At 64.8% G+C, this 13119-nt stretch carries 11 protein-coding genes, 1 tRNA gene and 1 other RNA gene; 2 read left to right on the forward strand and 11 right to left on the reverse strand.

Annotated elements, in window-relative coordinates; genetic code table 11:
• Positions 1–237 precede the first annotated feature (237 nt).
• Together A3K89_RS02475 and A3K89_RS02480 are read left to right on the forward strand one after the other, a co-directional pair.
• Complete coding sequence (locus A3K89_RS02475) at positions 238–1938, forward strand: FAD-dependent oxidoreductase (RefSeq protein WP_068421332.1); 1701 nt, start codon at positions 238–240, stop codon at positions 1936–1938.
• Between the two features lie 159 nt (positions 1939–2097).
• Positions 2098–2445: a histone-like nucleoid-structuring protein Lsr2 gene (locus A3K89_RS02480; RefSeq protein WP_068421335.1), complete on the forward strand. Its 348-nt coding sequence runs from the start codon at positions 2098–2100 to the stop codon at positions 2443–2445.
• Between the two features lie 146 nt (positions 2446–2591).
• Here the strand turns inward: A3K89_RS02480 and A3K89_RS02485 are convergent.
• The 11 genes from A3K89_RS02485 to ssrA all read right to left on the reverse strand — a co-directional run bounded on the left by A3K89_RS02485 (position 2592) and on the right by ssrA (position 13043).
• Positions 2592–2664, reverse strand: a tRNA-Ala gene (locus A3K89_RS02485).
• A gap of 95 nt (positions 2665–2759) precedes the next feature.
• Positions 2760–3512 (reverse strand): DsbA family protein, encoded by a 753-nt coding sequence (locus tag A3K89_RS02490; RefSeq protein WP_068421337.1) that lies wholly within the window; start codon positions 3510–3512, stop codon positions 2760–2762.
• 38 nt (positions 3513–3550) lie between these two features.
• The gene (locus tag A3K89_RS02495) at positions 3551–4780 is read right to left on the reverse strand and encodes an MFS transporter (RefSeq protein WP_068421340.1); all 1230 of its coding nucleotides are present in this window, start codon (positions 4778–4780) and stop codon (positions 3551–3553) included.
• The gene (pgm, locus tag A3K89_RS02500; RefSeq protein ID WP_068421343.1) at positions 4777–6417 is read right to left on the reverse strand and encodes a phosphoglucomutase (alpha-D-glucose-1,6-bisphosphate-dependent); all 1641 of its coding nucleotides are present in this window, start codon (positions 6415–6417) and stop codon (positions 4777–4779) included. Before pgm ends, A3K89_RS02495 begins: the two co-directional genes overlap by 4 nt.
• 93 nt (positions 6418–6510) lie before the next feature.
• Positions 6511–7299: a DUF1295 domain-containing protein gene (locus tag A3K89_RS02505; RefSeq protein WP_068421590.1), complete on the reverse strand. Its 789-nt coding sequence runs from the start codon at positions 7297–7299 to the stop codon at positions 6511–6513.
• Positions 7296–8603, reverse strand: a complete 1308-nt coding sequence (locus A3K89_RS02510) for an SAM-dependent methyltransferase (protein ID WP_068421346.1) — start codon at positions 8601–8603, stop codon at positions 7296–7298. Before A3K89_RS02510 ends, A3K89_RS02505 begins: the two co-directional genes overlap by 4 nt.
• The gene (locus A3K89_RS02515) at positions 8600–9874 is read right to left on the reverse strand and encodes an SAM-dependent methyltransferase (RefSeq protein ID WP_068421349.1); all 1275 of its coding nucleotides are present in this window, start codon (positions 9872–9874) and stop codon (positions 8600–8602) included. The genes A3K89_RS02510 and A3K89_RS02515 overlap by 4 nt, the downstream gene beginning before the upstream one ends.
• The gene (locus A3K89_RS02520) at positions 9871–10611 is read right to left on the reverse strand and encodes a DUF1365 domain-containing protein (RefSeq protein ID WP_068421352.1); all 741 of its coding nucleotides are present in this window, start codon (positions 10609–10611) and stop codon (positions 9871–9873) included. The genes A3K89_RS02515 and A3K89_RS02520 overlap by 4 nt, the downstream gene beginning before the upstream one ends.
• Complete coding sequence (locus A3K89_RS02525; RefSeq protein WP_068421355.1) at positions 10602–11867, reverse strand: NAD(P)/FAD-dependent oxidoreductase; 1266 nt, start codon at positions 11865–11867, stop codon at positions 10602–10604. The genes A3K89_RS02520 and A3K89_RS02525 overlap by 10 nt, the downstream gene beginning before the upstream one ends.
• The gene (locus tag A3K89_RS02530) at positions 11864–12532 is read right to left on the reverse strand and encodes an alpha/beta fold hydrolase (RefSeq protein ID WP_068421358.1); all 669 of its coding nucleotides are present in this window, start codon (positions 12530–12532) and stop codon (positions 11864–11866) included. Before A3K89_RS02530 ends, A3K89_RS02525 begins: the two co-directional genes overlap by 4 nt.
• A gap of 140 nt (positions 12533–12672) precedes the next feature.
• Positions 12673–13043, reverse strand: a transfer-messenger RNA (tmRNA) gene (ssrA, locus tag A3K89_RS02535).
• Between the last annotated feature and the right edge of the window lie 76 nt (positions 13044–13119).

Consider the following 13119-nt stretch of genomic DNA (forward strand, 5'->3'; position numbering starts at 1 on the left):
TGTGGACCCATCGACCGTCGCCGATGAGCCGCTCCCCTTCCGGATTCGAACCTCGACAGCCACTGCGGCGAACATGGGCAACAGCAGGCACTTGCGCACCAAGTGAAACAGACGTGCGGAAGCCACACCAGCCCGCCGGGTTTCGATGACCGATCGTGAGCATGCCGTGACCGAACTGTTGCCGAGGTTCCTCCGATCTCGACACGGGCGGAGCGACCCGAGCGGTAGAACGACTACATGACGTTCGTGATCCTCCAGCAGTGCTGCAACGACGCGTCGTGCACCGATGTCTGTCCCGTCGACTGCATTCATCCGACTCCCGACGAACCGGAATTCATGACGTCGGACATGCTGCACATCGAACCCGACGTCTGCATCGACTGCGGCGCGTGCGTCGACGAATGCCCGGTCGACGCGATTCGGGCCGATCACGAACTCGACGCCACCCAGGGTCGGTATCTCGATCTGAATGCCGACTGGTTCGAGCTGCACCCGTCGGGAGCCCGTGTCTACGACGAACCACGAAACTGGGCGGGAGTGGATTTCTCCGGCCGACGCGTCGCCGTCGTCGGTACCGGGCCTGCCGCGTTCTATGCGGCGACGGAATTGGCCGGCATTCGCGGCATCGAAGTCGAGATGTACGACCGACTTCTGACGCCGTACGGCCTCGTACGTTCGGGCGTCGCTCCCGATCATCCGGGCACGAAGGCCGTGACGGACCTCTTCCGCAGCGTTGCGGGCCGGAAATCCGTGCGGGTACACCTCGGCGTGGAGATCGGTTCCGACCTCACCCATGACGACCTGATCGCCCACCACGACGCCGTTCTGTACGCGACCGGAGCCGCCGACGACCGCACCCTCGGGATTGCGGGCGAAGAACTGCCGGGCAGCCATTCAGCCCGCGAGTTCGTCGCCTGGTACAACGGCCATCCCGAGTACGCAGATCGCACCTACGATCTGAGTTCGCCCCGTGCCGTGGTGGTCGGCAACGGCAATGTCGCCCTCGACGTCGCCCGAATCCTGTTGGCGCCCATCACGGAACTGGAGAAGACCGACATCGCCGATCACGCACTGGAGGCGCTGCGTTCGAGTGCCGTTCGCGAGGTCGTCGTCGTCGGACGACGAGGTCCCTCGCATGCCGCGTACACCGGGCCCGAGTTGCTCGAGATCATGGCATCGCCGTGGATCGACCTCCACACGCCCGAGAACGACGTCACCACGGACGAGGCGACGAGGACTGCGATCGACGCCGGTTCCGCAGAAGTGACGACGGTGATGAAAGTGGCTCTGGCACAGGAGATAGCTGCTCGCCCGACACCGGACTCGGTCGACGAGGCGAAAAAACGGCTGATTCTTCGGTTCGGGTTGTCTCCCGCCGAGATCCTCGGGGAGGAATCCGTCTCCGCCATCCGGTTCGTGCGCGCGACGTCGACCGTGCACGACGACGGAACGGTCACGACCGAACCGACCGGCGAGGAGGAAACGATCGACACCGGTCTCGTGCTTCGCTCGGTGGGATATCGAGGCCGCGCTGTCGAATCGATACCTTTCGACCACACCCGAGGAATCATTCCGAATCGAGACGGACGTGTGATCGACGACGACGGATCGACGGTCCCGGGCGTCTACGTCACCGGGTGGATCAAAAGAGGACCGTCGGGTGTCATCGGGACCAACAGAAAGTGCGCCGCGGATACCGTCGCCGCCATTCTCGAAGACATTGCCGCGGAATCCATTCCGCGCGCCCCGCACGGACGCGTCGAACTCGATGCGATACTCGCCGAGAAATGCCCTGACGCGCTGGATTTCTCGGACTGGTCGCGAATCGACGAAGCGGAAAGAAACGCGGGGGCAGAGCACGGCCGCCCACGCATCAAGTACGTCGGAGTCGACGACTTACGTTCTGCCGTCGTGCGCGACCGTACCGATCGTTACTGATTCGCAATTGTTCCGTTCCGCGATCTTGCTATTTCGGATCGCGCGTCGGAAAGAAAAACGTTCTGATGGAGACCGTGCATGGATTATTCGGGATCGCAGTCGTATAGTCGTTTCGTTCGCACCGACGCACCCCGAAAACATCATTGGAGAACTTCGGAAATGGCCAAGAAAGTCTATGTTCAACTCGTCGACGATATCGATGACAAGCCCATCGAGTCGGGCGGCGAACACATTGCATTCTCCGTCAACGGTGTCGACTACGAAATCGACCTGAGCGACAAGAACGCGAAAGAATTTCACCGCAAACTGAACTACTACATCGATCACTCGGCGCGTGTCGGTGGAAAACGAACCAAGAAGTCGGTCGGGACGACGACTGCGGGCGGTAAACGCGACGCCAATCAGACCAAGGCAATTCGAGAATGGGCGAAAGCGAACGGCTACGCGATCTCGGCGCGAGGCCGAATTCCAGCCGACGTCGAGAACGCTTTCGACGCAGCGCACTGACGTAGCCACCCGACTCGGGTCGGACTCGGAGGCGTCGACGACAGGGGTGCGGGATCGCCGACGTCTCTGCAGTTCGAGACGAGCGTGAGACCAGAAAAGGGAGTCACCTCGCGGTGACTCCCTTTTCGGTGAAGCTTGTGTTCGAGTGGAGCTAAGGGGACTCGAACCCCTGACCCCCACACTGCCAGTGTGGTGCGCTACCAGCTGCGCCATAGCCCCGTACTTCGCTCCCGCACCGCAGTGCGTTTGCTTGAACGAAGTTACACCATGCCGACTTGGAGCTACAAATCAGCTGGTCGGAGCCGCGGTCGCCGTCAGCCGATCGACTCGACCCAGCCGGAGTCCCGGAGCGCGTCGACGAGCGAACCATCGACGAGTACGCCCGGGGTCCCCGCAGCCCCGGTTGCCGCCAGAGCTTCACGGGCACCGTCGGCGTCGGCTGCCGCTTGCTCGGTCATCGCGCCCGACGTGATGCACTCGGCCGTGACATCCGACGCGCCACTGCGACGCGCGAGATCGGCGAGCTCGGAATCGGACCGGTCCGAGTCCGCGTTCTCCTCGGGCTGGAAATCCGCCGCGAAAAGCCCTGAATGGAACGCCGAATAGACAACCGCGTTCTCCGAGGCGGCAACGCACTGCGACGCGGCCGCCGCGCGGCTCGAATAGTTGCCGCTCGCCGACACCGCGTCGAGGCCCGGCAGAACGACCATGTGATAGCGGACGGCGACGGCGCCCTCGTCGATCTTCTGCGCGAGTTCCTGACCGTGCTTGATCTCGAGCTGGCCGCAGAACGGGCACATCGGGTCCTCGAAGAGATCGACCGTCGTGGCTGCGCCCGGCCGTGCGAGCTGAACGACCCCGCCGTCCTGCACCGTCAGCGCCACGTCGGCGTTCTTGACGGAACCGTATCCGTCGTTGCGTGGTTCGTCTCCGCCGCGCTGCCACAGGATTGCGACGACGACAACGATCACCACGACGACGAGCGCGACGCCCGCCAGAATGTAGGTGGACGTGCTGGAGGTGGGTTGCGGCGTGTGCTTGACGCTGGACGGTCTCTTCTGACTCACAGTCCGAATAGTACGGATCTACGTGCGTCGACGACTCGTCACGACGCGCGTTCGGCCGGTTTCGATCGATCCAGGGTGTCGGGAACGCACATCCACCACACCGCCGCGACGAACAGAATCACGCCGGACATGACGAAAGCCGCTCCGTACGAATAATGTTCGACGACGGCGCCTGCAATCACCGGACCGAGAATCGCGCCGACGTCCGCCACCATCTGGAAGGTCGACAGCACGGGACCACCGCGCGCCTTCGAACCGATGATGTCGGCGACCGACGCCTGCTGCGGCGGCGTCATCGCTCCGGATCCGACGCCCGCCACGAACGATGCGATCATGAACGGGACGATGTGGTCGGTCAGACCGATGGCCGCTGTGCCTGCCGCCGAGACGACGAGACCGAGTACGACGAACGGCTTCCGCCCGCGTACGTCCGACAGACGACCCGACCCGATCAGGACGAGCGCATTGCCGACCGCGAACACCGCGAGCGCGATCGCAGCCACGGCAGCGGACCGGTCCAGTATTTCGATGACGAACAACGGAATCAGCGCGACACGTACGCCGAAGACCGCCCACCCTATAGCGAAGTTCGACGAGAGCGCCGCTCGGTACGCGGGCACCTTCAACGCAGCCCGCAGAGACATCACCGGCACGGCCGAGTCGTGTTCGTCTTGTCGTCCGGCGTCCTTTCCGAGACTGAAGAAGACGACCGCCGCGGCGACGACGAGAGCGACGGCGTAGACGACGAACGGCACGCGCAGACCGAAGTCGACGAGAGCGCCGCCGACCAGCGGGCCCCCGATCGACCCCATCAGGAAGCTCGTCGCGTACATGCCCGATACCCGGCCACGGCTCTGCGGCGGACTCATACGAATCAGCAGGCCGAGCGCCGACACCGAGAACATCGTCGATCCGATACCGCCCAGGCCACGGAAGATCAAAAGCTGCCAGTAGGTTTGAGCGACCGCGCACGCACCCGTGGACGCGGCGACGATGAGCAGGCCCGTCAGGTAGACGGGCCGCTCGCCGAGTTTCTGCACGAGTGCTCCACTCGCGGGCGCGAACACCAATCGCATCGCGGCGAACGTGCTGATGACCGCCGACGCCGCGACGACGCCGACGCCGAACTCGGTAGCGAACTGCGGCAACGCAGGCGAGACGATGCCGAATCCCAGCGCGATGACGAAGCTCGCCGAGACGAGGACCCAGATCTCGGAGGGAAGTCGATCCGTGCGTTCCGAAGAGCTCGAAGGGTTCGAACTCGTCACGATTCCTTCAGAGCCTGCGACACGAGTTCTTTCGCGGCGGACTGAACTTCGGCCAGGTGCTTCTCACCGTGGAAGGACTCTGCGTAGATCTTGTACACGTCCTCGGTCCCCGACGGTCGCGCCGCGAACCACGCATTCTCCGTCGTCACCTTCAATCCGCCGATCGCCGCTCCGTTGCCGGGCGCTGCGGTCAGGGTGGCGGTGATCTTCTCGCCGGCGAGACTGGTCGCGGTGACCTGGTCGGGAGACAGCGCGGCCAGAACTGCCTTCTGCTCGCGAGTGGCGGGCGCGTCGACGCGCGCGTACGCCGGATTGCCGTACTGCGCGGTGAAATCGCCGTAGCGCTGCGACGGGGTCTTGCCGGTGACCGCGGTGATCTCCGACGCCAGCAGCGCGAGGATGATTCCGTCCTTGTCGGTGGTCCAGACACTGCCGTCGGCGCGCAGGAACGACGCTCCGGCGCTCTCCTCGCCACCGAAACCGAGGTCGCCGGTCACGAGCCCGGACACGAACCACTTGAAGCCGACCGGGACCTCGATCAACGACCGGCCGAGCCCCTGGACGACGCGATCGATCATGGACGACGACACCAGCGTCTTGCCGACCTTCGTCGCGGGCGACCAGCCCGGCCGGTGGGTGAACAGGTAGTCGATGGCAACGGCCAGGTAATGGTTGGGGTTCATCAGACCACCGTCGGGTGTGACGATCCCGTGGCGGTCGGAGTCGGCGTCGTTACCCGTCGCGATGTCGTAGCTGTCGCGCGCCGCGATCAGCGACGCCATCGCGTTCGGCGACGAGCAATCCATGCGAATCTTGCCGTCGGTGTCGAGCGTCATGAACCGGAAGGTGGCGTCGACGAGCGGATTGACCACGGTGAGGTCGAGGTTGTGACGTTCGGCGATCGCGGTCCAGTAGTCGACGCTGGCACCGCCCAACGGATCGGCCCCGATGCGCACGCCCGCAGCCCGAATGGCGTCGAGATCGACGACGCCCGGCAGATCGTCGACGTAGCTGCCGAGGTAGTCGTACTCGCCCACCGTCGTACGCAGCGCCGTGGCGAGCGATACTCGCTTCACTCCGGCCAGATCGTTCTTCAGCAGTGCGTTCGCACGTTCCGCGATGACCTTCGTCGCGTCGCTGTCGGCCGGACCGCCGTGCGGAGGGTTGTACTTGAACCCACCGTCGCGCGGCGGGTTGTGCGATGGAGTGACGACGATGCCGTCGGCCTGGGCCGACGGCCCGGATGCGTTGTGTCGCAGGATCGCATGACTGACCGCGGGCGTCGGAGTGTATCCCTGCCCGGAATCGACGAGAACCGAGACGTCGTTGGCGGCAAGCACTTCCAAGGCCGTCGTCCATGCAGGTTCGGACAGCGCGTGGGTGTCGCGGCCGATGAACAACGGGCCGGTGATGCCCTGCGATGCCCGGTACTCGACGATTGCCTGTGTCGTCGCGAGAATGTGGGCCTCGTTGAATGCGCCGTCCAGGCTGGAACCGCGGTGTCCCGAGGTACCGAAGACGACCTGTTGACCCGGGTCGGACACGTCGGGCGTGCGCGAGTAGTACGCCGTCACCAGGTGCGGAAGGTCGACGAGATCCTCCGGTAGGGCCACGGTTCCTGCTCTGTCGTGCGCCACGATGCGCCTCCCTCTGCCTTGCTCGATTCGCCTGCGGTCAACACTAGTTGCCCGCACCGACTTTCTCGTGGTGGCGTCCCGAGAGCGGAACGGCTACTTCGGAGGGCGCGGAAGGAAGTAGCTGGTCCGCTGCTGGTACTCCTCGTATCCGGGCCGCTGCGACATGCTTTTCTCCAACAACCGGGCACCGGTTGCGAAGACGAGGAAGTACGTCATGGCCACGGGTGACAGCACCGTGACGACGCCCGGCCACGCCGACGCCGCGATCAGGTAGATGCCCCACCACACGCACGCGTCGCCGAAATAGTTGGGGTGACGCGTCCACGACCAGAGACCGCGGTCCATGACCTTGCCCTTGTTCGACGGGTCGGCCTTGAACGCCTTCAGTTGCGCGTCGCCCGTGGCCTCGAACGTGAGCCCGACGGCCCAGAGGACGATTCCGACGAGTGCAACGACCACGACCGAGCCGTGTGCCACCGAGGACACCTGGATCGGCAGCGACACGAACCACAACGCGAGGGCTTGGGTCAGATAGATCTTGCGCAGCGCATACAGGGTGCGGTTGCCGGACGCCTTCGACAACATCTCCTCGTACCGCGGGTCCTCGCCCTTCCCGCGTGAGCGCTGGAACATGTGCGACGCCAGTCGCAGTCCCCAGAGTGCGACGACGGCAGCCAGCACGAGCCGGCGCCACAGCTCACCCGTGCCGACCGCAGCCGCGACGGCCGCGATGAGCACGAAGCCGGCGCCCCACGTCACGTCGACGACGTTGTGCCGACCGATGCGGGACCCGATCACCGCAGTCACGATCATCAGCACCGCGGTCGCAGCAGCACTGCTCAGCGCGACGACCAGGAAATCGGACCATTCGAACGACGTCACGGTCTCGCGCCCACCCACTGTGGGCGCACCATCTCGATGCCGACGTGCCCACACTCATCCGGTCGCACCGCGAGAATCTGGTCGACGCCCATGCGACCGTCCCGGAACGCCATGCCGCCGCCGACGAGGTAGAGGCGCCAGACCCGGGCGACTTCCTCCCCCACGAGCGCGACGACGTCGTCCCAGCGAGCCTCGAACCGTTCGGTCCACACGTCGACGGTGCGAACGTAGTGTTCCCGCATCGCGTGGACGTCGCGTACCTCGAGTCCGGATTCCTCGATCATCGCGACCGTTCGTCCCACCGGTCGCATGTACATGTCCGGTGCGATGAACGATTCGATGAATGCGCCGCCTCCGGGGTTGTCCCCCTCCTTGCGCGACATCTGCTGCACGAGCACACGTCCGCCGGGTCGGACATTGGAGAACAGCGCAGCCGCGTACGTCGGATAATTCTTCTCGCCGACGTGCTCACCCATCTCGATCGACGCGACGGCGTCGAACGGGCCGTCCGGGATCTCGCGGTAGTCCTGAATCCTGATCTCGACACGGTCCTGCAGTCCGCGATTCGCGATGCGCTTGTCCACGAACGCTTTCTGCTCCCGCGAGATCGTGACGCCGACGACGCGTGCGTCGTAGTGCTCGGCGGCATGCAGACTCAGTGACCCCCAACCACATCCGACGTCGAGGAACCGCTGCCCCGGTGCGGCGTCGAGCCCGATCTTGCGACAGACCAGATCGAGCTTGTCCCGCTGGGCGTCGTCGAGGGTGTAGTCCGGTGCATCGGACGTCCAATAGCCGGACGAGTACGCCATGTGCGAGTCGAGAACCAACTCGTAGAAGTCGTTCGACAGGTCGTAGTGGTGACTGATCGCGGCCCGGTCGCGCAGCAACGAGTGCAGTCGCCCCTTGATGACGGCCTGCGAGCGTGGGGGTGCAAGCGGCTTTCCCAGCGCGCCCAGGTCTTTCGCGAGCTTCGCCAGCTTCACCAGCGCCGCAGGCGTGGGACGCACAGCCGTCAGATCACGCGAACGCACTTCGGACCACACGTGATCCAGCGCGTCGGCGATACTGCCGTCGACGTCGAGTTCCCCGGTGACGTACGCCTGCGCGGCCCCGAGTTCCCCTGGGCTCCACAGCAATCGACGCAGGACGCTCGGACTGTTCACGCGAACGTGCGGAGCGCTCTCCGGACCCGCGACGCTGCCGTCCCACGCCTCGAGGTGAACGGGAAGCTCGCCCCCGACGAACGGCGCGAGAAGGTCGGCCAGACGTGGCGCGACGCCGGTCGGTGCAGTGGTGTTCATTCGCCTCTCCTTCGATCGAGCACGACTTGTTGGACGTCGAGGTACCCCGACCGGAAGCCTGCCTCGGAATAGCACAGATAGAAATGCCACATTCGGGCGAACACGCTGTCGAATCCGAGTTCGGCGACGTGCTCGGACTTGCGGCCGAACGCTCGATCCCAGTGACGCAACGTGCGAGCGTAGTGATCCCCCATCGACAATCGTTCGCGCACACGCAAACTCGTGTGCTGCTCGGTCACCTCCTCGATCGCCCGGATCGACGGCAGGAATCCGCCGGGGAAGATGTACTTGTGCACCCACGTATAGGTATTCCTGGTGGCGAGCATGCGATCGTGCGGCATCGTGATCGCCTGGATGGCGACGCGTCCGCCCGGCGCGAGAACGCGGTCGATCGTCCGAAAGTACGTGCCCCAGTACTGATGTCCGACGGCCTCGATCATCTCGACCGACACGACCGCGTCGTATTCTCCGTCGACGAGCCGGTAGTCGAGCAGATCCACCTGAACACGCTCGGCACATCCGGCCGCTGCGATGCGCTTGTCCGCCAGGTCTTTCTGTTCGGTCGACAGCGTGACCGACCGCACCGTCGCGCCGCGCCGAGCTGCGCGGATCGCGAGTTCGCCCCACCCCGTGCCGATCTCCAGCACACGGGTTCCTTCGCCCACTCCGGCCTTGTCCAGTAGCCGATCGATCTTGCGACGTTGGGCGTCGGCGAGTGATTCCCCGTCGTCGACGGTCCCGGTCGAGGCGAAGAGCGCACTCGAGTACGTCATCGTGTCGTCGAGGAACAACTCGAACAGATCGTTGGACAGGTCGTAGTGCCGCGAGATGTTCGACCGCGTGTTCTTCGTCGTATTGCGCTCGGTGCGTGGCGGTTTCGCAACGTACAGTCCTCGGAGGCGCTGCAGTGACGTCGGAATCAGGGTGGCCATGCGCGTCGCGAAGACCTCGAGAACGGCAGTGAGGTCCTCGGCGTCCCAGTCCCCCGCCATGTACGCCTCGCCGAACCCGATGAGTCCACTGTCTCCGACACGGGCCGCGAAGTCCGCGGACCGCCGGATCGTCATCAGCGGCGATTCCGCGGTACCACCACCGATCAGCGTGCCGTCCTCCAGAAGGACCCTGATCGGAAGGCGGTTCACCGCACGGCGAAACAGAGCATCCGCGATGGGCCCGGCAACCGTGGCCTTCACCCCGGCAGGGGCACACGCGATCCCAGGCCACACGTCGCGGTCGATGGTCGAGACGTGTCGCGTCAGCGTTGTCGTCATCGGATTGCCTTTCCTACTGTCGAAACACGCGGGCGTGGACGGATGGGAAGTCCCCTCGCCCACAGACGAATTCCTTGAAGTCGTATCTGCATCACCACCCGCAGCGGCGCGAGCGGTACCGCGACTGCGGATTTCACGGCTGCACGGGTGCTCGCTTCACGACGCGAGCCCGTGACGGTCGCGACGAAGGGCGGCGACCCTTCTCGCTCGAGCACGATCGACAGCCGAAGCGCGTCGTCGGGTTCGGGGAGCCTCATCCGATACTCACCGTCGACGTCGTTGAACGGAGACACGTAGAACTCCTTGCGCGTACGCGCACGGCCGGTGGCGTCCGTGTGGAGCAGGTATGCGTACCGTTCGCCGTACGTGTTGTGCACTTCGGCGACGACACACCTCACGTTCCCCTCCGGGTCGTGGCACCAGAACACACTGAGCGGGTTGAAGGTGTGCCCGAGCACCCGGGCGTTGGCCAACATCGTGATTCGTCCCCCGCGTAGATCGATGTCGTGTTCGGCGAGGAACGCGTCGATGTTCGCGCGGATGGACTTCGTCGGGTCGCCGATGTGGTCGCGGGGATCGAACACCGCCAACGGCCGCGCCATCCGATGCAAGCGAGGCAGGTCGTCGAGGTCTACGAACCAGCTGTAGCTCCTGTATCGAAACCTGTTCCGAAGCGGCGCTGTCCGTACGTGCTCGATCGTGGTCGAGTAGATGGCGTTCGACGCCGTCACGTCCATCGTCCGCCGAGCCGTTCCGCCGCGGAGAGCCCCGATCTCGCGCCGTCCTCGTGGAAACCCCAGCCGTGGTAGGCACCCGCGAACGCGACGGTGTCGCTGTCCAGTTCGGGAAGCCGTCGCTGCGCCGCAAGAGATTCCGGCGTGTACTGCGGATGCTCGTAGGTCATCTCGTCCACCACCTTCCGAGGATCGACGAGATGAGATCCGCCCAACGTCACCAGGTATCGACGCGGTCCGCCGAGTCGCTGCAGTCGAGTCATGTCGTAGCTGACCAGAACGGTGTCCGGTGCGGCACCACAATCGGGAATTCGGTAGTTCCACGACGCACGCGCCCGCTCCGTCGTCGGCAGTACCGATTCGTCGGAATGCAGTTGAGTTCGGTTGACCGAGTAGGGCATGGCGCCGAGCACCGCGTGTTCGAGTGCAGTGGGCTCGGCCAGGATCTTCAGGGCCTGCTGCGGATGCACCGCCACGACCGCCGCGTCGAACCGTCGTAGCTCGTCACCGTCGTCCCTGATGTCGACGCCGTCGTCGTGGCGATAGACGGCTCGGACCGGCGTGGACACGCGGATCTCGTCGATGCGCTCCGCCACTCGCCGTACGTATTCGACCGATCCGCCGGTGACCGTCCTCCACACCGGCGACCCGGAGACGCTGAGCATTCCGTGGTGGTCGAGGAACGAGAACAGATAACGCGCGGGATAGTTCAGTGCGGTGACCGGGTCACACGACCACACGGCCGACACCAACGGCGCCATGAAGTGCGACGTGAAGTAATCGGAGAACTTGGCGCGACGAAGAAACCGGTCGAGCGTCTCGTCACGGTCCGGCGAATCGGACTGCAGCACAGCCGTCGCCTCGCGGTGAAATCGCTTGACCTCCACGAGCATTCCGAGATAGCGCGGGCGCGTCGCCGTGCGCACCGACGGCAGAATCCCGCGGAGTCCCTGTCCGCCCGAGTATTCGAGGCCGCAGCCGTCGCATCGGATCGACATGCTCATGTCCGACTCCTGCGTCGGCACCTCGAGTTCGGCGAACAACCGCAGCAGCGTCGGGTACGTGCGGTCGTTGTGCACGATGAAGCCGGTGTCCACTGCGGTCGGCCCGTCCGGACCGTCGACCATGTGCGTGTCCGCGTGCCCACCGAGCCGGGAGTCGGCCTCGAACAACGTCACTCGCGCCGATTTGGTCAACACGTACGCAGCGGTCAGTCCCGCCACGCCGCTACCGACGACGGCGATGGAACGAGTGGTCATCGCGTCGCCTCGTCACGGTCCGCGGTCGACCGTCCGGCGGCGGCCATGACGAACTCCTGCGTGATGCGCACCCATCGGCGCGCACCGCGAATCATGAAGTGCCCGCCCGGCATCGACACGAATCGGGCGTCGACACCCCGCTCGGCGGCAGCCTCGGTTTCGCGGCGCGCCCGCACCGGGTCGGTCCACGTGTCGTCGGCGCCGTGCACGACGCGCACGACCTGGTTCGCTCGCATCGCGTTCAGCTCACCTCCGTCGGGCCACCAGGGCGCCAACGCGACCACGCCACTCACCAGATGATCGTCGGCGACGGCGGCAGCCGTCCGGCCGCCCATGGAATGGCCGACCACCACGACGGGAACGTCCGGGTGATCACGGTGAATCTCCCGAAGCGCCCACCGCGCGTCCTGGACGGGGCTCTGCTCCACCCCGTTCCATCCGCGGAATCGGTACTGGAGTTGAGCGACGACGACGCCCTCGGACCGGCCTGCGCGTCGAAGCGCGCACGTGAACTGCCACATGCGAATTCCCGACAGATGCCACGGCCGGCTGCGTCTGACGCTCGACACCTTTCCGCCGTGCAGAACCAGTACGACACACGTCACCGGTGTCGATGACTTCGGTGACGGACCCGTCCACAATCTCGGTCGTGGGCTGTTGCTCATATCCGCTATTCGGCACCGAGGCGGCCCCGGGTTGGGTTCTGTACCGATGTGACGTGGGCTACGTCTGTGGAGACACACAACGAACCCTTACGCACGAAAAAGCCGGGCCGGTGAGCTTTCGCTCTCCGGCCCGGCTGTTTCAGTGGAGCTGCCGGGAATCGAACCCGGGTCCTCCGCTGTATCGGCAGGGCTTCTCCGTGTGCAGTTTGCTATGCCTCTACTTGGATCTCCCGATCTCGCAAACAAGTCAGGATGACGATCCCAGCCACTGTTTGATGTTCCTCACCACTCCGTAGCCGAGTGATTCGGTAAGCCCTCTAGCTGATGCCAGTACCCGGACCGAGGGCGAATCCGGACTGACAGACACGCAGTCGCTACTTAGGCAGCGAGTGCGTAGTCGCGCTGATTGGAATCGGCGCTTATATGTTTGCGATGACGCTTACGGTGGTCTCTCGCCTGCACCGACACGCTTCCCCTGACTCAACATACAGAGTCGAAACCGTTCAGCCCCGTACGTCCCCAGCACCTTGCTCGGGCTCTTCAGTGTAACAAGCGACCCACGAAGAATCATCCCGATATCTCGGCGT

The sequence above is a fragment of the Rhodococcoides kyotonense genome, from assembly GCF_001645385.1.
Taxonomy (GTDB): domain Bacteria; phylum Actinomycetota; class Actinomycetes; order Mycobacteriales; family Mycobacteriaceae; genus Rhodococcoides; species Rhodococcoides kyotonensis_B.